18 protein-coding genes are annotated in these 18,165 nt (G+C 70.5%); 5 read left to right on the top strand and 13 right to left on the bottom strand.

From position 1 onward, the window contains the following. Positions 1-9: 9 nt before the first annotated feature. Positions 10-1,158, bottom strand: a complete 1,149-nt coding sequence (locus tag AB0C28_RS19290; RefSeq protein WP_357847366.1) for a 5-(carboxyamino)imidazole ribonucleotide synthase — start codon at positions 1,156-1,158, stop codon at positions 10-12. Between the two features lie 425 nt (positions 1,159-1,583). Between AB0C28_RS19290 and AB0C28_RS19285 the strand changes: the two genes are divergently transcribed. Continuing rightward, complete coding sequence (locus AB0C28_RS19285; RefSeq protein ID WP_357847369.1) at positions 1,584-2,066, top strand: GtrA family protein; 483 nt, start codon at positions 1,584-1,586, stop codon at positions 2,064-2,066. A gap of 9 nt (positions 2,067-2,075) precedes the next feature. Here AB0C28_RS19285 and AB0C28_RS19280 read toward each other — a convergent pair whose 3' ends face one another. Both AB0C28_RS19280 and AB0C28_RS19275 read right to left on the bottom strand, forming a co-directional pair. Then, complete coding sequence (locus AB0C28_RS19280; RefSeq protein ID WP_357847372.1) at positions 2,076-3,353, bottom strand: ATP-binding protein; 1,278 nt, start codon at positions 3,351-3,353, stop codon at positions 2,076-2,078. Next, complete coding sequence (locus AB0C28_RS19275) at positions 3,354-4,022, bottom strand: response regulator transcription factor (protein WP_043620820.1); 669 nt, start codon at positions 4,020-4,022, stop codon at positions 3,354-3,356. 228 nt (positions 4,023-4,250) lie between these two features. Here AB0C28_RS19275 and AB0C28_RS19270 point away from each other — a divergent pair, with 228 nt between their 5' ends. Then, a complete protein-coding gene (locus AB0C28_RS19270) occupies positions 4,251-4,961 on the top strand; it encodes a GNAT family N-acetyltransferase (RefSeq protein WP_358076082.1) in 711 nt (236 codons plus the stop codon). Positions 4,962-4,998: 37 nt separating this feature from the next. Here AB0C28_RS19270 and bfr read toward each other — a convergent pair whose 3' ends face one another. The 7 genes from bfr to AB0C28_RS19235 form a co-directional block, all read right to left on the bottom strand. After that, positions 4,999-5,484 (bottom strand): bacterioferritin, encoded by a 486-nt coding sequence (gene bfr, locus AB0C28_RS19265; RefSeq protein WP_106236544.1) that lies wholly within the window; start codon positions 5,482-5,484, stop codon positions 4,999-5,001. 27 nt (positions 5,485-5,511) lie between these two features. Further along, positions 5,512-5,688 carry a (2Fe-2S)-binding protein gene (locus AB0C28_RS19260; protein WP_132618226.1) on the bottom strand — a complete coding sequence of 59 codons (177 nt, stop codon included), beginning with the start codon at positions 5,686-5,688 and terminating at the stop codon, positions 5,512-5,514. A gap of 115 nt (positions 5,689-5,803) precedes the next feature. Then, a complete protein-coding gene (locus AB0C28_RS19255; protein ID WP_357847380.1) occupies positions 5,804-6,424 on the bottom strand; it encodes an MBL fold metallo-hydrolase in 621 nt (206 codons plus the stop codon). Further along, on the bottom strand, positions 6,424-7,509 hold the full coding sequence (locus AB0C28_RS19250; RefSeq protein WP_357847384.1) for an S-(hydroxymethyl)mycothiol dehydrogenase: 1,086 nt from the start codon (positions 7,507-7,509) through the stop codon (positions 6,424-6,426). The genes AB0C28_RS19255 and AB0C28_RS19250 overlap by 1 nt, the downstream gene beginning before the upstream one ends. 15 nt (positions 7,510-7,524) lie before the next feature. Beyond that, a complete protein-coding gene (locus tag AB0C28_RS19245; RefSeq protein WP_357847387.1) occupies positions 7,525-8,517 on the bottom strand; it encodes an adenylate/guanylate cyclase domain-containing protein in 993 nt (330 codons plus the stop codon). Positions 8,518-8,532: 15 nt separating this feature from the next. Continuing rightward, entirely contained in the window at positions 8,533-9,045 is a 513-nt protein-coding gene (locus tag AB0C28_RS19240; RefSeq protein WP_357847390.1) for a PH domain-containing protein, read from the bottom strand. Positions 9,046-9,148: 103 nt separating this feature from the next. Beyond that, positions 9,149-9,973, bottom strand: coding sequence for a biotin--[acetyl-CoA-carboxylase] ligase (locus AB0C28_RS19235; protein WP_357847394.1), 825 nt, complete (start codon positions 9,971-9,973; stop codon positions 9,149-9,151). 162 nt (positions 9,974-10,135) lie between these two features. On the opposite strand from AB0C28_RS19235, the gene AB0C28_RS19230 reads away from it, so the two are divergent. Next, positions 10,136-11,218 (top strand): epoxide hydrolase family protein, encoded by a 1,083-nt coding sequence (locus AB0C28_RS19230; RefSeq protein WP_357847398.1) that lies wholly within the window; start codon positions 10,136-10,138, stop codon positions 11,216-11,218. A gap of 46 nt (positions 11,219-11,264) precedes the next feature. Here the strand turns inward: AB0C28_RS19230 and AB0C28_RS19225 are convergent, their stop codons facing one another. From AB0C28_RS19225 to AB0C28_RS19215, 3 genes are all read right to left on the bottom strand, one after another. After that, positions 11,265-13,886: a phosphoenolpyruvate carboxylase gene (locus AB0C28_RS19225; RefSeq protein ID WP_358076079.1), complete on the bottom strand. Its 2,622-nt coding sequence runs from the start codon at positions 13,884-13,886 to the stop codon at positions 11,265-11,267. Positions 13,887-13,954: 68 nt separating this feature from the next. Beyond that, the gene (locus AB0C28_RS19220; protein ID WP_358076077.1) at positions 13,955-15,511 is read right to left on the bottom strand and encodes a hypothetical protein; all 1,557 of its coding nucleotides are present in this window, start codon (positions 15,509-15,511) and stop codon (positions 13,955-13,957) included. A gap of 25 nt (positions 15,512-15,536) precedes the next feature. After that, positions 15,537-16,307 (bottom strand): ABC transporter ATP-binding protein, encoded by a 771-nt coding sequence (locus AB0C28_RS19215; RefSeq protein ID WP_346112329.1) that lies wholly within the window; start codon positions 16,305-16,307, stop codon positions 15,537-15,539. A gap of 36 nt (positions 16,308-16,343) precedes the next feature. On the opposite strand from AB0C28_RS19215, the gene AB0C28_RS19210 reads away from it, so the two are divergent. Both AB0C28_RS19210 and AB0C28_RS19205 read left to right on the top strand, forming a co-directional pair. Continuing rightward, a complete protein-coding gene (locus AB0C28_RS19210; RefSeq protein WP_357847408.1) occupies positions 16,344-17,930 on the top strand; it encodes an acyl-CoA carboxylase subunit beta in 1,587 nt (528 codons plus the stop codon). Further along, the gene (locus AB0C28_RS19205; RefSeq protein ID WP_357847411.1) at positions 17,927-18,127 is read left to right on the top strand and encodes an acyl-CoA carboxylase subunit epsilon; all 201 of its coding nucleotides are present in this window, start codon (positions 17,927-17,929) and stop codon (positions 18,125-18,127) included. The genes AB0C28_RS19210 and AB0C28_RS19205 overlap by 4 nt, the downstream gene beginning before the upstream one ends. The last annotated feature ends 38 nt before the right edge of the window (positions 18,128-18,165 follow it).

Here is an 18,165-nt window from a genome sequence, read left to right as displayed (position 1 = left end):
CGTGCCTGCTCACACGTACTCCCCCGTCATCAGGTGCACGGCGGCGTGGCGGGCCCGGGCGCGTACTTCGTCCAGGTTGGAGCCGAGGGCGGTCACGTGGCCGATCTTGCGGCCAGGACGCACCTCCTTGCCGTAGAAGTGCAGCTTGATGCCTGGATCGTGGGCCAGCACGTGCTCGTAGCGCTTGAACACGTCAGGGTCGTCGCCGCCGAGCAGGTTGGCCATGACGACGTACTGGGCGGTCATCTTGGGCGTGCCGAGCGGCAGGTCGAGCACGGCCCGCAGGTGCTGCTCGAACTGCGACGTCGTCGAGCCCTCGATGGTCCAGTGGCCGCTGTTGTGGGGGCGCATGGCCAGCTCGTTGACCACCAGCCCGCCGGAGGTCTGGAACATCTCGACCGCCAGCAGCCCGGTCACCCCGAGCTGGTCGGCGATGGTCAGGGCGATGCGCTGGGCCTGGGCCGACTGCTCCTGATCGAGGCCGGGGGCGGGAGCGATGACCTCGACGCAGATACCGTCCTGCTGCACGGTCTCGACGACCGGGTAGCTCACGCCCTGCCCGTGGGGCGAGCGGGCCACCAGCACCGCCAGCTCCCGTTCAAAGGGCACGAAAGCCTCGGCCATGAGCTCGATCCCGGACGCGAACGCCTCCACGACGTCGGCGGGGGACCGGCACACCCACACGCCGCGCCCGTCGTAGCCGCCGCGCACCGCCTTGAGCACCACGGGCCAGCCGTGCTCGCCGGCGAAGGCCGTGACGTCGTCGACGGAGCGCACGCGCGCCCAGGCGGGGCAGGGCGCGCCGATCGCGGTCAGCCGCTCGCGCATGACCGTCTTGTCCTGGGCGTGCACGAGCGCGTCGGCGCCCGGGTGCACGACGTAGCCGTTGGCGGCCAGGGACCTGATGTGCTCGGTGGGCACGTGCTCGTGGTCGAACGTGATCACATCGCAGCCCCTGGCGAACTCGCGCAGATCACCAAGATCGCGATAGTCTCCGATGCGCGTGTCGACGACGACCCTGGCCGCGCTCTCCTCAGGATTGTTGGCCAGCACCCGCAGCTCGACGCCGAGCGCGATGGCAGGCAGCTGCGACATCCTGGCCAGCTGGCCCGCGCCGATGATGCCGACGACCGGCCCGATGGGGCTGTATGAACTCACGCCAGGTGAGCTTACCTGGACGGATGGGCTTTCCCCGACCCGCCCGGAGCAATCCGCGACGGGCCGGGGCTGGGCGGCCGTTCCGGGTCGCCTCACAGACGCCGCCGTTCCGGGTCGCCTCACAGTGCACGACCGTTCCGGGTCGCTGACAAAGCGCAGCCGTTCCGGCTCGTCTCGCAGGCACGGCCGCCCAGCCGTCGCGCAGGCACAGCCGGCAGGCCGCATCACAGGTACGGCCGTCCAGCGTTCGCGTGCCCTCGAACTGCACCGCAGCGTATTCCCCCTCCCGCCGTTATGCCCCGCATAAGGCGATATTTCGCTAGATGTTCTTTGCGCGGTATGTTCGGCGGTCTGACACTCGCCCGACATCCCGGCCGGTACGCTGGGGCGAACAGGCACGATGAGGGAAGGGACCGAGCAGAGACGTGGATTTCGTCAGACGGCTCTACCAGCGGTTCTCGGCCCTCGTGCACGAGCTGGCCAAGTTCGGCAGCATCGGGGCGGTGGCGTTCGTCATCGACCTGAGCCTGCTCAACCTGTGCAACAGCGTGCTCGACCTCGGCCCCCTGACCTCGAAGGTCGTGGCGACGACGATCTCCACCACCTTCGCCTACTTGGGCAACCGATACTGGACCTTCCGGCACCGCGAGCAGAGCGGGCTGGGCCGCGAATACTTCCTGTTCTTCCTGCTGAACGGCATCGCGCTGCTGTTCGGCATGCTGACGATCGGCTTCACCACCTACACGCTCGGCCTGCACGACACCCTCAGCTTCAACATCGCCAACATCGTCGGCGTGGGGCTCGGCACCCTCTTCCGCTACTGGTCGTACAAGAAGTGGGTGTTCCTGGAGGCCACCGAGCCGATCCCGGTCGAGCTGCCCGAGGGCGGCGTCAAGCAGGAGCGCTGACCCCACCCCTCACGCCGGGCCGCTGACCACCCGGTTCCTGTTGTCGTCCTCCGCCGGCCGCAGGAAGATGGCGAACGTCGCCGGACGGCGGCGTACGAGCTCCAGCCGGCCGCCGTCGGCGGCGGCCAGCGCGCGAGCCAGCGTCAGCCCGAGCCCCGTGCCTCCCCCACCGCTCACGTTGCGCTCGAAGATCTTCGGGGCGATCTCGTCGGAGATGCCGGGCCCCTGGTCCGCCACCTCGATCACCACGTAGTTGTCGCCGCAGCTGCTGGTCACGGTGACGTCACCGCCGCCGTGCCGCAGGGAGTTCTCCAGCAGCGAGGCGATGACCTGGCCGAAGCCGCCCGTGGTGGCCATCGCCTTCAGGTCGCGGGCGCCGTCGAGGTGCAACCCGCGGCCCGCGTCGCGGAAGACCGGCGCCCACTCAGTGATCTGCTGGTCGAGCACCTCGTCGATGGCGACAGGTTCGGCCTGGGCGTGGCGCTGGCGGCGGGCGGCGGCCAGCAGCTCGTCGATCACGGCGGTCAGCCGCTCGGCCTGGACGATCGCCGCCTCGCCCTCCTCGCGGACGACCTCGGGCTCGTCGGAGGCGGCGACGATCTCCTCCAGGCGCATGGTGAGCCCGGTCAAGGGGGTACGGAGCTGGTGGGAGGCGTCGGTGGCGAACTCCCTCTCGCGGGTGAGCAGGTCGGAGATGCGGGTGGCGCTGCGGTCGAGCACCTGGGCCACCCGGTCCAGTTCGGGGATGCCGTAGCGGTGTTTGCTCGGCCGCGCGTCCCCCGAGCCCAGCCGGTCGGCGATCTTCGCCAGGTCCTGGAGGGGCAGGGTCAGCCGGCGCGACTGCACCACGGCCAGGCTCACGGCCACCGCCAGGGCGGCGACGGCCAGGGCCACGATGAGCAGCAGCCTGGCCCGTACGTCCTGCTCGACCTGATCCTGGTCGCGGCTGATCCGTACGTAGACCCCGGTGTTGGTCTGGGCGTCCTCGGTCATCAGGTGACCGGACGGCGGGGGGTCGCCGACGACGGTCACCCTCAGGGGGGTTCCGCGTTCCCAGATCTGGATGAATCTGCCCGGGTACTTCTGCTCCAGTTGCTGGGGATCGAGCGGCGTCTCCTGGACGCGGGCGTACTCCACCTCTCCCACGAGACGCTTGGCTTCCGCCCCGAGCTCCTGAGCCGCCTCATCGACGATCAGGCGGCTGACGACGACGCCCAGGGGGACCCCCAGCAGCAGGACCGCGATGACCGCGACGACCAGGGTGGAGGAGAGCAGTCGGCGGCGCATCTACTCGCGCTCGAACCGGAAGCCGACCCCCCGGACGGTCGTGATGTAGCGCGGCTTGGCCGCGTCGTCGCCGAGCTTGCGGCGTAGCCAGGAGATGTGCATGTCGAGGGTCTTGGTGGAACCCCACCAGTTGGTGTCCCACACCTCGCGCATGATCTGCTCGCGGGTGACGACCTTGCCCGCGTCGCGGACCAGGACGCGGAGCAGGTCGAACTCCTTGGTGGTCAGGTGCAGCTCCTTCTCCCCCATCCAGGCGCGCCGGGAGTCCGCGTCGATGCGCACTCCCTGCACGACCGGGGTCTCGGACGTGCCGCGGCGCAGCAGCGCCCGTACCCGGGCGAGCAGTTCGGCCAGCCGGAACGGTTTGGTCACGTAGTCGTCGGCGCCGGCGTCGAGGCCGACGACGGTGTCCACCTCGTCGACGCGGGCTGTGAGTATGAGCACCGGGGTGCCGTGCCCTTCGGCGCGGATCCGGCGCGCGACCTCCAGCCCGTCCATCTCTGGTAGGCCAAGGTCGAGAACGATGAGGTCGATCCCGCCCGACAGTGCCCTTTCCAGGGCCTGTGGGCCGTCGGGACTCACCTCAACCTGATAGCCCTCGCGGCGCAGCGCACGCGCGAGTGGCTCGGATATCGAGGTGTCATCCTCGGCGAGAAGTACGCAGGTCATAAAGCGATCGTAGGACCTTAGGCGATCGTTTCCCGGGCGCAGCGCGCGGTTTGACTCGTCGTTGACCTATCCATTGACCTGGGCAAACGTAGCCAAAATACGGTAGGTCGTGATTAAAGCACCGCTGCTTCGGGGGGTGAATTCATCGGGTGATCATGCCCACCGATGAATTGCCGCAATCCACCCTCTCGGCGGGTCGTCGTCACGGCATGGTGCGATCATGGGGAAATGTCGTTGCCTGCCGCCGATCGCGCGCGTGAAATGTGGTCCCGCCTCGCCGGCGCGCCCGCCGGCTTCCCCCGCCCCGGTGACGTCGGCGTGGTGGTCTCGGGCGAGTCGGCGTTGTGCCCGCCGGGTTGGAGCGGGCTGGTCGAGCTCGGCGGGGCGATCCTGGCCGTGGTGCCGCGCCCGGAGCTGGTGGACGGCGTATGCGCGCGGCTGCTCGCCCTGCTCGGCGAGGGGGACGGGCTCTCCCGGCTGGCGGTGGGCGAGGTGCTGGGCCCCGCGGAGCTCGCCTACCTGGACGAGACGGACTTCCGGCCGGCCGGCGCGGAGGTGGAGCGTCTGCCGTCCGGGCACGGCGACGTGAAGGCGCTGCTGGCGTCGGTCCCCGAGGCGGACGCGGCGGAGTCGGGGCTGGAGGATGCCGGGTCGCCGGTGTACGTGGTCCGCGACGGGTCGCGGGTGGTCGCGGCGTCGGCGTACAGGCTGTGGCTGGAGATGGCGGCGCACGTCTGTGTCCTGACGGCGGACACGCACCGGGGGCGCGGGCTGGCCCGCGCGGTGGCCTCGGCGGCGGTGGCGGACGCGCTGGCGAACGGGCTGCTGCCGCAGTGGCGGGCCCGGCCGGTCGCCTCGCGCCGGGTCGCCGCGGCGCTCGGCTTCCGCCGGCACGGCGAGCAGCTCAGCGTCCGCGACCTGGCCGCCGCCGTGAAATGAGGCCGTGAGATAAGGCCGGGCCGGGTCGGTGCGGGCGTCAGTCGCCGCTGGAGCGGGGCTCGGCGTAGCGGGCCAGGTAGAGCTGCTCGCCGAGGCTGCGGATCAGCCCCAGCTCCGTCTCCAGGTAGTCGATGTGCTCCTCCTCGTCCCGCAGGATGTCCTCGAAGATGTTCGCGGAGGTGATGTCACCCTTCTCGCGCATCAGCTGGATCGCCGGCCGCAGCCGCTCGACCACCGACATCTCCACTTCGAGGTCGGCCCGCAGCTGCTCCTCGACGGTCTGGCCGATGTGCAGCGTGCCCAGCCGCTGGTAATTGGGCAGGCCCTCCAGGAAGAGGATGCGGTCGGTGAGGCGTTCCGCGTGGCGCATCTCCTCGATGGACTCGTCGCGGGTGTGCTCGGCCAGCTTGGTGTAGCCCCAGTTCTCCTGCATCTTGGCGTGCAGGAAATATTGGTTGATCGCGGTGAGCTCCGCGGTCAGCTGTTCGTTGAGCAATTCGATGATCTGCTTGTCGCCCTGCATGGAAACGGGCTCCTCATCGCTATCCGGCTATGCGGTCGTCAGTTCTTCCGACCGTTTCAGGATCGCACAGATCTTCCGTACACAACGGGCACAGTCACCACCGGCACCTGTAGTGTCGCGAATCTGCTTCGCGCTCGTCGCCCCGGCGGCGATGCAGTCGTGCACCTCATTCTCGGTCACAGCACGACAAACGCACACGTACATCCGGGGACAAGCCTTTCGAGCAGGGGAAGGTGCCGTTAGGTTAGGCACGCCTAAGGTACCTCACTATGGTTAGGCTTGCCTATGTTGACTGTGTCACAGTCGCCTTCCCCGGCTGTCAGTGCCCCCTGGCGATCCATTCCTCCAGGTGAGGAGCCTCGGCCCCGATGGACGTCGAGTCGCCGTGACCGGTGTGGACGACCGTCTCGGGCGGCAGGGTCAGCAGCCGCTGCCTGATCGAGTCGACGATGGTGTCGAACGAGCTGTAGGAGCGCCCGGTCGCCCCCGGCCCGCCCTTGAACAGCGTGTCGCCGCTGAACAGGACCCCGAGCTCGGGCGCGGACACGCAGACCGCCCCGGGCGAGTGGCCCGGCGTGTGCAGGATCTCCAGCACGGTGCCGCCGGCCACCAGCTTCTCGCCGTCGGCCAGCGGCTCGTACGACACCTCGGGGCCGTACACCTGCTCCCACAGCACCTGGTCGTCCGGGTGCAGCCGGATCGGCGCCCCGGTCAGCCGGGCCAGGTCGGCGGCGGCGTTGATGTGGTCGTTGTGGGCGTGGGTGCAGACGATGGCCCTGACCGCGCGGCCGCCCACCCGTTCGGCGATCGGCGCGGCGTCGTGGGCGGCGTCGATGACCACCACCTCACGCGCGTCGCCGACCAGCCAGACGTTGTTGTCGACCTCCCACGTGCCGCCGTCCAGCGAGAACGTGCCCTTCGTGATGACCCGGTCGATCATCAGAAGACCACCACCGAGCGCAGCACCTCGCCGCGGTGCATCTTCGCGAACGCCTCCTCGACCCCGTCGAGCGCGATCGTCTCGGAGACGAACTTGTCGAGCGGCAGGCGGTTCTGCAGGAACAGGTCGATGAGCATGGGGAAGTCGCGGCTGGGCAGGCAGTCGCCGTACCAGGAGGACTTGAGCGCGCCGCCGCGGCCGAACACGTCGAGCAGCGGCAGGTCGATGCGCATCTCCGGGGTCGGCACGCCGACCAGCACGACCGTCCCGGCCAGGTCACGGGCGTAGAACGCCTGCTCGTACGTCTCCGGCCGGCCCACCGCCTCGACCACCACGTCGGCGCCGTTGCCGCCGGTCAGGTCGCGGATGGCCTCGACCGGGTCGCTCTCGCGCGAGTTGACCGTGTGGGTGGCGCCGAACTCCTTGGCCCACTCCAGCTTGCGATCGTCGACGTCGACCGCGATGATCCGGCTCGCCCCGGCCAGCGAGGAGCCGAGGATCGCCGCGTCGCCGACGCCGCCGCAGCCGATGACCGCCACGCTGTCGCCGCGCGTCACCCCGCCGGTGTTGATCGCCGCGCCGAGCCCCGCCATCACGCCGCAGCCGAGCAACCCCGCCACCTGGGCCGGAGCCTCGGCCGAGACCTTCGTGCACTGGCCGGCCGCGACGAGCGTCTTGTCCAGGAACGCGCCGATGCCGAGCGCGGGCGACAGCTCGGTGCCGTCCTTGAGCGTCATCTTCTGCTTGGCGTTGTGAGTGGCGAAGCAGTACCACGGGCGGCCGCGCAGGCAGGCCCGGCACTGGCCGCACACCGCGCGCCAGTTGAGGATCACGAAGTCGCCGGGCTCGACCTCGGTGACGCCTGGGCCGACCGCCTCGACCACGCCCGCCGCCTCATGGCCCAGCAGGAACGGATAGTCGTCGCTGATCCCGCCCTCGCGGTAGTGGAGGTCGGTGTGGCAGACCCCGCAGGCCTGCACATCGACGACCGCCTCGCCCGGACCGGGATCGGGCACGATCACCGTCTCGAGCGATACTTCCTGGCCCTTGCCCCGGGCGACCACGCCCTGCACTTCGTACGGCATGCCAGCCATCTTGTGTCAGAGGGATGATCTCCGCAAGACATACGGCTGGACCACGCCGAGTCCTCTGGCCGGACGGTGCCGGATCTTGCGTAGTTCGCAGCCGTCCTCGCCGGTCAGGGCCTCGGCCAGGGCCGCGTCCACCAGGATGGTGCCGGGCCTGGCGATGGCGGTGAGCCTGGCCGCCAGGTTGACGGTCGTGCCGAAGACGTCGCCCATCAGCGGCACGACGGGGCCGTAGGCCAGGCCGATGCGCAGTTCGTCCGTGCCGGTCAGGTCGAGCGCGACGGCCGCCGCCTGCGCCGGGGTCGGCGCCGTGAACAGCACCTCGTCGCCCAGCGTCTTGACCAGCCTGGCTCCGTGCGTGGCCACCACGTCGGAGGCCCGCGACTCGAAGCCCTCGACCAGCTCGGCCAGCGCCTTCTCGTCCAGCTCGCGGCTGCGTCTGGTGAACGAGACCAGGTCGGCGAAGCCCACCGCCATCGGCACCCTGGCCGGCGCCAGCTCGTCGGTGACGTCGGCGATGGCCAGCAGCCGGGTGCCGGCGGCGGCCAGCTGGGCCCGCCACACGTGGACGAGCACGCGCTCGAAGTCGGGCATCAGCCGCTGGGCGGTGTCGAGCACCCGATCCAGATCCGCATCCGCCGACGGCTCGGCATCCACCGACGGCTCCGGCATCATCGTGCCCATCATGATCTCGGCCTGCCACTGCGCCAGCCTGGCCGTGGTCTGGCCGAGGGCGCGGGCCATCCGGATCAGCGTCTGCTCGTCGAGCAGGCCGCCGTCGAGCATGCTGCGCACCCGGCGCAGCGCGTCGGCGTCGCCCTCGGTGAACGCGACCGCGTCGTCCGCCCGCTGCGCGAAGCCGAGCGCCCGCCAGATGCGCTCGGCCAGCGGCTGCGGCACCCCGCTCGCCGCGGCCACCTCCGCCCGCGTGTAGCGGGGCGCCTGGCCGAGCAGCAGGCGTTCGATCTCCTCGGCGCTCGGGCGGCCGGGGCGCGCCTCGCTCACCTGCGGCCGGACGGGTCAGCGCCCATCGAGCTCGCCGTCCGAGGCGTCCTCCACAAGCCGGAACAGGTCGGTCCTGACGTCCTGGATGCGCGGGATGTCGCGCAGCACGATCTCGCCCCGGTCACCGGCCGACTCGACGGTCAGCGTGCCGCAGCCCAGCAGGCGCTCGGCGAAGGTCTGGTCGGAGCTCACCGTGTTGACCTTGGTGATCGGGATCTCGTCGGTCGACTTGTTGAGCACGCCCGTGCTGATCGTGAAGCGGTGGGTGGTGAGCACGTAGCCGGTGTTCTTCCACCGCAGATAGGGGACGAACGACCAGATCGTGAGCAGGATGAGCCCGACGACGACGACGGCGATCCTGGCGTAGAAGGCGTACTCGAAGTCGCCGGGGATGAAGTAGAGCGCCGCACCGGAGGCGAGGGCGATGAGAAGCAGCGCGATGAAGGGGACGATCAGTCGCTTCCAGTGGGGGTGGAAGGATCGGACGCGCCGCTCACCCTGCGTCAGATGGTGGTCGGGAATGGTCATGGCCCAAATCGTGCCATCAACCCGGCCCGCCTGCTATGCCGACGACACAACCGGACGACCCTCCGGCGATCGGCGGCGACCGGCTGCGACCGGCGGGGACGGGCTACAGGTCGGCCGGGCGGACGTGCACCACGTCGCCGGCGCTCAGCGTGTGGCGCTCGCCGCCCGCCTCGACCTGGAGATGCCCGGAGGCGTCGATCCCGGCGGCGAGCCCCGTCAGCGACCGGTCTCCCGGCAGCTCCACCCGGACCAGCCGCCCGACCGTGGCGCTGGAGGCCAGGTAGGCGGGGCGCAGCCCGGACGCGTCCGCGTCGCCGCCGGCCTCCGTCCAGTCGCGGTAGTGGCTCTCCAGCTCTCTCAGCACGGCCCGCAGCAGCGGGTCGCGGTCGAGGCAGGAAGCCTGCTCGATGGCCAGCGACGTGGCGGTCTCGACCGGGAGCTCGTCCTTCCTCAGCGTCACGTTGAGCCCCATGCCGATGACGACGGCGTCGTCGGCCCGCTCGGCCAGGATGCCCGCCAGCTTGCGCTCGCCGATCAGCAGGTCGTTGGGCCACTTGAGGCCCACGTCCACCTCGGCCAGGCGGCGGATCGCCGAGGCGGCGGAGACGCCGTACAGGAGGGACAGCCAGCCCTGCGCGGCGATCGGCGTCTGCGGCCTGAGCAGCACGGAGAAGGTCAGCCCCGAGCGGGGCGGCGCCGACCAGGCGCGGCCCAGGCGGCCCCGGCCCGACTCCTGGACCTCGGCCACCAGCACCGTCCCGGCGGGGGCGCCGCTCCTGGCGGCCCTGGCCAGGTCGGCGTTGGTGGAGCCGGTGCTCTCGACGACGGTGACACCGGTCCACAGCGAGCCGGGGCGGACCAGGGCCCGGTTGAGGGACGTCTGCGAGAGTGGCGGACGGTCGAGGTCGGAGTATCGCGAGTCGGGCATCCTCCCATCTTCGCGGATGGCCTGACCTCTCAGGACGACGCCTACCAGGCAGGACGGGCCGGACAGATCTCCGTCCGAGAAAAGTGTGGAATAAAGCATTCCGTTCTGCTATTCTGAGATCAGAACAAAGCGTTCCGATCCACGACTATCCGGAGGCTCCCCATGAGCGCCATCACCTCCTTCCGCGTCGAGATCCCGCAGTCCGAGCTCGACGACCTCCAGGCCCGCCTCGCGCTCACCCGCTTCACCGACGAGATCCCCGGCGCCGAGCAGGGCGTCGCCGTCGAGCGGGTCAAGCGCCTGATCGGCCACTGGCGCGACGGGTTCGACTGGCGGGCGCAGGAGGCCAGGATCAACGCCTTCCCGCAGTTCACCACCGAGATCGACGGGCAGAACATCCACTTCATCCACGTACGCTCCGATAACCCCGACGCGCTCCCGCTGATCCTCACCCACGGCTGGCCCGGCTCGATCGCCGAATACCTCGACGCCGTCGAGCCGCTGTCGCGCCACTTCCACCTGGTCATCCCGTCGCTGCCCGGCTACGGGTTCTCCGGGCCGACGCGGGAGCTGGGCTGGAACAACCAGCGCATCGCCAGGGCGTGGGCCGAGCTGATGGCGCGGCTCGGCTACGAGCGTTACGGCGCGGTCGGCAACGACGCCGGCTCGATGATCTCCCCCGAGGTCGCCAGGATCGACGCCGAGCGCGTCGTCGGCGTGCACGTCACCCAGCTGTTCTCGTTCCCGTCGGGCGACCCGGCCGAGTTCGCGGAGCTGAGCGAGGAGGACCAGGCCGGGCTGGCCGTGCTCGACTGGTTCTGGAAGGAGAAGGGCGCCTTCAACGTGCTGCAGTCACAGCAGCCGCAGACGCTCGCGCACGCCATCGCCGACTCCCCCGCCGGGCTCGTGGGCTGGCTGGCCCAGCTCTTCGACGAGGACCTCGACGACGACTTCGTGCTCCTCAACGCGGCCATCCACTGGTTCACCGGCACGGCCGGCTCGGCGCTGCGGCTGTACTGGGAGAACGCCAGGGCCGAGCAGCCGAAGGAGCCCACGACCACGCCGACCGCGCTGGCCATGGCCGAGGGCGACTTCAGGTCGATCCGCCGCTTCGCCGAGCGCGACCACGCGAACATCGTCTCCTGGAAGACCCTGCCCGCCCCGGCCCACGGCCACTACACCGCCCACACCGCCACCGAGGCGCTGACCTCCGACGTCATCGCCTTCTTCGGCAGTGTGCGCTGAGCGCGGCCCGTGGCGGAGAGCGCCACGGGCCGCCGCCCTTGCGGGGTCAGCCGGTGTTCTGCAGCCCCGCCGCCACCCCGTTGACCGACAGGAGCAGGAGCGTGGACATGCGGTCGCGCTCCCGCTCCGACAGGTCCTCGGTCCGCAGCGCGCGCAGGGCCCGGAGCTGGAGGTGCGAGAGCGCGTCCACGTACGGGTCGCGGAGCTGGACGGCCCGCGAGAGCACCTTGCGGTTCTCCAGCAGCCGGGTGTGGCCCGTGACCTTGAGCACCAGGTCGCGGGTGCGGTCGTACTCCTCCAGCACCTGGCGGGCGAAGTCCTCCCTGCCGCCCAGGGCCAGATAGCGCTTGGCGATCGAGCGGTCGGTCTTGGCCAGCGACATCTCCGCGTTGTCCAGCATCACGTTGAACAGCGGCCATTCCGCGTACGCCGCCCGCAGCTCCTCCAGCGAGCCGACCGAGGCCAGGCCGGTGCCCAGGCCGTACCAGCCGGGCAGGTTGACCCGGGTCTGGGCCCAGGCGAAGACCCAGGGGATGGCCCGCAGGTCGTCGAGGGAGCGGGGCGCGCCCAGGCCGCGGCGGGCCGGGCGGGAGCCGAGCCGCAGGGTGCCGATCTCCTCCAGCGGGCTGACCAGGCCGAACCACTCGGGGAAGCCAGGCGCCTCGGTCAGCGCCCGGTACGCCTCCTCCGAGGCCCCGGCCACCCGCTCGGCCAGGCCGCGGAAACGCTCAGCCGCCGTCGCGGTACGGGCGCCGACCGTGGGCGAGGAGGCCAGCAACACGGCGTTGGCCACCTGCTCCAGGTGCCTGCGGGCGATGGCGATGTGACCGTAGCGGGCGAAGATGACCTCGCCCTGCTCGGTGACCTTGAACCGGCCGGCGACCGAGCCGGGGGCCTGGGCGAGTACCGCGCGGTTGGCCGGGCCGCCGCCCCGCCCCAGGGCGCCGCCCCTGCCGTGGAACATGCGCAGCTTGACGTCGTGCTCGGCGGCCCAGGCGGTCAGCTCCTCCTGCGCCTCGTACAGCCGCAGGGTGGCCGCCGCCGGGCCGAGCTCCTTGGCCGAGTCGGAGTAGCCGAGCATGATCTCCATGCGCCGGCCGGTGTCGGCCAGGCGCCGCTGGATCTCGGGGATGTCGAGCATGCCGGTCAGCACGGCCGGCGAATTGGCCAGGTCCTGGCCCGACTCGAAGAGCGGCACCACGTCGAGCGTCGGGGCCCGCTCGCCGAGGGCGCGCCGGGCCAGCTCGTAGACGGCCGCGATGTCGTCGGCCGAGCGGGTGAAGGAGACCACGTAGCGGGAGCAGGCCGTGACGCCGAAGCGCTCCTGGATCCAGCCGATCACCCGGATCGTGGCCAGGACCTCCTCGGTGCGCTCCGACAGCTCGCCGCCGGCCCGCAGCTCCTCCAGGGCGGCCGCGTGCACCTGGGAGTGCTGGCGCACCTCCAGCTCGGCCAGGTGGAAGCCGAACGTCTCCACCTGCCACATAAGGTGCTGCAGCTCCCCGTACGCCTGCCGCGGCGCGGACGCGGCCAGCGACTCCTGGGCCAGCCGCAGCTCGGCCAGCAGTTCGGCGGGCGAGCGGTAGGCCAGGTCGAGATCGCGGCGGCGGGTCGCGGCGATGCGCGCGGCCACGAACAGCAGCCACTGCCGGTGCGGCTCGCGCGGCGAGCGGGTGGCCAGCTCGGAGACCACGTCGGGATGGGCGTCCACGGCCGCCGCCAGCGCCCCGGCCAGCTCGGACGAGCTGGGCGCGAACTGGGCGGAGGCGGTGAGCGTGCGGGCGATGCGGGTGCAGGCCGTCTCCAGGGCGGTCAGCACGTGCTCGGACTGGATCTGGATCGTCTCGCGGGTGACCCTGGAGGTGACGTTGGGGTTGCCGTCGCGGTCGCCGCCGATCCAGCTCCCGTAGCGGATGAAGGGCCTGGCCAGCGGCGGACGGGTGCCGGTGCCCTCGTCGAGCGCGGCGTCCAGCGCGCGGTAGACCTGCGGCACCATGCGGAACAGCGTCTCGTCGAAGGCGGCCATCGCCGTGCGGACCTCGTCGAGCGGGTCCAGCTTGGTCGAGCGGAGCTGGGCCGTACGCCACAGCAGGTCGATCTCCTCCAGCATGCGCCGCCTGTTCTCGGCGCGCTCGGAGGCCCCGCGTCCGGGGGTGTTGTACTCGGTCAGCTGGCCGCTGATCCGCTGGATGGCGGTGACGACGGCGCGCCTGCGCGCCTCCGTGGGATGCGCCGTGAGCACCGGATGCAGCTCCAGGCCCTGCAGCAGCTCTTCGACGCGCTCGTGGCCCAGCTCCTGCACGGCGTGCGCGAGCGACTCGCGCTGCACCCTGCCCTCGGCGTCCCGTTCGCGCAGCGTGCGGATGCGGTAGTGCTCCTCGGCGAGGTTGGCCAGGTGGAAGTAGCACGTGAACGCGCGGGCCACGGCCACGGCCCGCTCGATCTCCCATCCGGCGACCATTTCGGTGATCACGTCGGCCGAGATCTCACCCCTGCGCGCGGCGATGACGGCCTTGCGCAGTCGTTCGACGTCGGCCAGCAGGTCGTCGCCGCCCTGCTCGGCCAGCACCTGGCCGAGCAGTTTGCCGAGCAGCCGCACATCGTGGCGTAGCTCGTCCGGCATCTCGGTTACGGCGGCACTGCGACGCTCGAGCCCCTGGTCAATCATGTTTCGAAGGGTATCCAGTCGCTTCTCGGCGCCGTAGACCGGTCTCAGGTATTGGACTAGACCACTGGTCAGGTGGGCTTCGAGATGGCCGCGAGCAGCTCGGGCGTACGGGGGAAGCCGATCTTGGCGGCCAGGCGGCGGCCCATTGTCTCGGCCAGCAGGCCGTAGAACGGCGCCACCACGCACACCCAGTAGAGCCCGAACAGCAGCGGCACCACGAACGGCAGCGTCAGCAGCGCGATACCGGCCGTGGCCCCCAGCGCGGAGGCGGCGGCCACGCCACCCTGGCCCGGCGCGGCGCCGCTGAAGGCGTTCATCCGCTCGGGCAGCGTGTACGGGAGCACCACGCTCGTCACGGAGCCGACTCCGAGCCCGATCCCGAGCGCGCCCCACCCGGCCATCACCGCCGGCACGATCGAGCCGGGATTGCCGGTGAGCAGCCCGGCGGCCACGCCCATCACGGTCAGCAGCGGCACGGCGAGCAGTGCGTTGGCCAGGTGCCGCCCGGCCAGGTCGGTGATCAGGCCACGCTCGCTGCCGAAGACGACGGCGTTCATCCACAGGGAGCGGCCGTCGATGCCGAAGATGTTGCCCGCCTGCAACGCGATCATCAGCGCGCCCGCGGACGTCAGGAGGACGGGCAGCCCGGCCCCGGCCCCGAGGTTCCGCATCGAGAAGGCCAGCACGACCGTGACCACCGCGGCGCTGAACCAGCCCACGCGGGAGCGGGGCTCGCGCCTGATGTACTTCAGCTCCTTCGTCACCACCGCCGCCAGCGGCCCGTCCGGCAGGATCCGGTCGATCAGGCCCAGCTCCCTGCGTACGGAGGCGGCCTGGGTGGAGGCGTCGGGCGTGACCAGCGCCCGGTTCAGCGCCTTGATCCACAGCCAGGCCAGCACGGCCACGAGCAGCGCCACGAACACGATCTCGGCCAGGCCCACGAGGCCGCCGTCCGCGATGGCGTGGGCCATCATCCCGGACGGGGTCCACCGCAGCACGTCCGCCATCCGGTGCAGCATGGCCGCCGGGTCGCCGAACCCGGCGTTCATCACCAGGTTGGGCAGTTGCGAGAGCACCACGAAGAGCAGCGCGGCCACGGCCAGCACGTCACGGCCGCGCCGGGTGCGCAGCGCGCTCGACAGCGACGTGGTGATCAGCCGGGACGCCACCACGCAGAGCGCGAACTGCACCAGCACGGCCGGCACCCCGAGCAGCCAGCCACCGGCGCTCGACGCCAGCCCCACCAGGGCGCCGAACGTGACGATCAGCATGGCCGCCGGCCACACGCCGGTGACGGACGCGGTGAACATGCCGACCGCCATCCGGCCCGTACGCAGCGGGAACAGCGCCAGCTTCGCCGGGTCGAGCGTGTCGTCCAGGCCGAACACGAGCAGCGGCACGATCATCCAGCCGACGAGGAAGGCCGTGAAGGCGACGATGGTCAGCGAGGAGGAGATGTCGGGCGGCGCGAAGCGCAGCAGGCTCATGAGGAAGAAGCCGAGCGCGGCCAGGAAGGTCGCGGCCACGAGGGTGAAGATGAAGCCGAGCTTGCGCTGCAGGTCTCCGCGCAGGTTGCCGGCCAGCAGGCGCAGCTTGAGCCGGGCGAAGAGCGTCACCGTGGTCATCGTGCCGCCTCCCGTCGCGGGCCGCTCATGCCTGCGGCTTGGCGCCGAGCCAGGTCAGGCCCGTCTCGCCGTCTTGGGGCGAGCCGCCGACCAGCTCAAGGAACGCCTGGTTGAGGCTGCGCCCGCCGCGTACGTCCGCTAACGGGCCCTGCGCCACGATCTGGCCCGCGCTCATCACCGACACCCAGTCGCACAGCCGCTCGACCAGATCCATGACGTGGCTGGAGAAGATGACGGTGGAGCCGGAGGCGGTGAAGCGCCGCAGCACCTCCGTCAGCGTGTTGGCGCTGACGGGGTCGACGCCCTCGAACGGCTCGTCGAGGAAGAGCACGGACGGGTTGTGCAGCAGCGCGGCGGCCAGGCCGATCTTCTTGCGCATGCCGGTGGAGTAGTCGATGACGAGCTTGTCGGCGGCGCCGGCCAGGTCCATCACGGCGAGCAGTTCGCCCGCGCGCCGCTCGACCTCGGCCTTGGGGATGCCGCGCAGCCTGCCGTTGTAGAGCAGCAGCTCGCGGCCCGACAGCCGTTCGAACAGCCGCAGCCCCTCGGGCAGCACGCCGATGCGGGCCTTGACCTCGACCGGGTCGCGCCACACGTGGAAGCCGTCGACCTCGGCCGAGCCCCCGTCGGGCCGGAGCAGCCCGGTGATCATGCTGAGCGTGGTCGTCTTCCCCGCGCCGTTGGGGCCGACCAGCCCGGCGAAGCTGCCCGCGGGGACGACGAGGTCCACCTCCGCGACGGCGATCTGCTGCCCGTATCGCTTGAACAGCCCATGGGTGCGAACGGCATCCGTCATGGATCCACTCTAGGCAGAGGGGCTAGCCTTGCGCGCATGAGCGCTGCCGAGGCGATGCCAGAAGAACCGGATATCCACACCACCGCAGGGAAGATCGCCGACCTCGAACGCAGACTCGACGAGGCCGTGCACGCGGGCTCGGCGGCCGCGGTGGACAAGCAGCACGCCCGGGGCAAGATGACGGCCAGGGAGCGGGTGCTGGCGCTGCTGGACGAGGGCTCGTTCGTGGAGTTCGACGAGTTCGCCAGGCACCGTTCCACGATGTTCGGGCTCGAACGGCGGCGCCCCTACGGCGACGGCGTCATCACCGGGCACGGCACGATCGACGGCCGTCAGGTGTGCGTCTTCTCCCAGGACGTCACGGTCTTCGGCGGCTCGCTCGGCGAGGTGTACGGCGAGAAGATCGTCAAGGTGCTCGACCTGGCGATCAAGACCGGCTGCCCGATCATCGGCATCAACGAGGGCGGCGGCGCCCGCATCCAGGAGGGCGTGGTCGCGCTCGGCCTGTACGCGGAGATCTTCAAGCGCAACGTGCACGCCTCGGGCGTGATCCCGCAGATCTCGCTCATCATGGGCGCCGCGGCCGGCGGCCACGTCTACTCCCCCGCGCTGACCGACTTCGTGGTGATGGTGGACCAGACGTCCCACATGTTCATCACGGGGCCCGACGTGATCAAGACGGTGACCGGCGAGGAGGTCACGTTCGAGGAGCTCGGCGGCGCGCACGCGCACAACACCAAGTCGGGCGTGGCCCACTACCAGGCCACCGACGAGCAGGACGCGCTCGACTACGTCAAGGCGCTGCTGTCGTACCTGCCGTCGAACAACCTGGACGAGGCGCCGGTGTTCGAGGCGGCGGCGGATCTGGAGCCGGATCCCGAGCTCGACGAGGTGATCCCCGACTCGGCCAACCAGCCGTACGACATGCACCAGGTGATCGAGCACGTGCTGGACGACGGGGAGTTCCTGGAGGTCCACGCCCTGTTCGCGCCGAACATCGTGGTCGGGTACGGCCGGGTGGACGGCCAGCCGGTGGGGGTCGTGGCCAACCAGCCCATGCATTTCGCCGGATGTCTGGATATCAACGCATCCGAGAAGGCTGCCAGATTTATTCGAACATGTGATGCGTTTAATATTCCAATCCTGACTTTTGTCGATGTTCCGGGTTTCCTGCCGGGCACCGATCAGGAATGGAACGGAATCATCCGTCGCGGGGCCAAGATCCTTTACGCGTACGCCGAGGCCACCGTCCCGTTGATCACCGTGATCACTCGTAAGGCGTACGGCGGCGCGTACGACGTCATGGGCTCCAAGCACCTCGGCGCGGACGTCAACCTGGCCTGGCCCACCGCGCAGATCGCGGTCATGGGCGCGCAGGGCGCGGTCAACATCCTCTACCGGCGCGAACTGGCCGCCTCCGACGACCCCGACGCCGAGCGGGCAAGACTCGTCACCGAGTACGAGGACACGCTGGCGAATCCGTACATCGCGGCGGAGCGCGGCTACGTGGACGCGGTGATCCGGCCGTCCGAGACCCGGCCCCAGGTGGTCAGGGCGCTGCGCGCGCTACGGAACAAGCGGGCCACGCTGCCCCCCAAGAAGCATGGGAACATCCCGCTGTGACGCCACATCTGCGCATTGTCCGCGGCGACGCCACGCCCGAGGAGATCGCCGCACTGATCGCCGTCCTCGCGACGAGACCCGCCGCGCCCGAGCCTCCCGCCACCCCCCGAAGACATACGTGGCGAAACCCGGCTAGAGGTATGCGTAAGCCTGTCGTGCCAGGGAAGTCGGCATGGCGGATGAGCGCTCTACCCTAGATAGATCCTGCGAATCGGGTGTCAAGTTCCCCGGGAGT

This window comes from Nonomuraea sp. NPDC048892 (assembly GCF_040649735.1).
Lineage (GTDB): Bacteria > Actinomycetota > Actinomycetes > Streptosporangiales > Streptosporangiaceae > Nonomuraea > Nonomuraea maheshkhaliensis.
The sequence above is the reverse complement of the archived record's forward strand: the minus strand, read 5'-3'. Positions and strand labels throughout refer to the sequence as shown.

Coding starts and splice junctions, on each gene's coding strand:
- AB0C28_RS19250 (WP_357847384.1), bottom strand. CDS start 7,509: ATGCCGTACGAAGTGCAGGGCGTGGTCGCCCGGGGCAAGGGCCAGGAA.
- AB0C28_RS19270 (WP_358076082.1), top strand. CDS start 4,251: ATGTCGTTGCCTGCCGCCGATCGCGCGCGTGAAATGTGGTCCCGCCTC.
- AB0C28_RS19280 (WP_357847372.1), bottom strand. CDS start 3,353: ATGCGCCGCCGACTGCTCTCCTCCACCCTGGTCGTCGCGGTCATCGCG.
- AB0C28_RS19210 (WP_357847408.1), top strand. CDS start 16,344: ATGAGCGCTGCCGAGGCGATGCCAGAAGAACCGGATATCCACACCACC.
- AB0C28_RS19215 (WP_346112329.1), bottom strand. CDS start 16,307: ATGACGGATGCCGTTCGCACCCATGGGCTGTTCAAGCGATACGGGCAG.
- AB0C28_RS19225 (WP_358076079.1), bottom strand. CDS start 13,886: ATGATTGACCAGGGGCTCGAGCGTCGCAGTGCCGCCGTAACCGAGATG.
- AB0C28_RS19240 (WP_357847390.1), bottom strand. CDS start 9,045: ATGACCATTCCCGACCACCATCTGACGCAGGGTGAGCGGCGCGTCCGA.
- AB0C28_RS19230 (WP_357847398.1), top strand. CDS start 10,136: ATGAGCGCCATCACCTCCTTCCGCGTCGAGATCCCGCAGTCCGAGCTC.
- AB0C28_RS19235 (WP_357847394.1), bottom strand. CDS start 9,973: ATGCCCGACTCGCGATACTCCGACCTCGACCGTCCGCCACTCTCGCAG.
- AB0C28_RS19220 (WP_358076077.1), bottom strand. CDS start 15,511: ATGACCACGGTGACGCTCTTCGCCCGGCTCAAGCTGCGCCTGCTGGCC.
- AB0C28_RS19260 (WP_132618226.1), bottom strand. CDS start 5,688: ATGTACGTGTGCGTTTGTCGTGCTGTGACCGAGAATGAGGTGCACGAC.
- AB0C28_RS19255 (WP_357847380.1), bottom strand. CDS start 6,424: ATGATCGACCGGGTCATCACGAAGGGCACGTTCTCGCTGGACGGCGGC.
- bfr (WP_106236544.1), bottom strand. CDS start 5,484: ATGCAGGGCGACAAGCAGATCATCGAATTGCTCAACGAACAGCTGACC.
- AB0C28_RS19275 (WP_043620820.1), bottom strand. CDS start 4,022: ATGACCTGCGTACTTCTCGCCGAGGATGACACCTCGATATCCGAGCCA.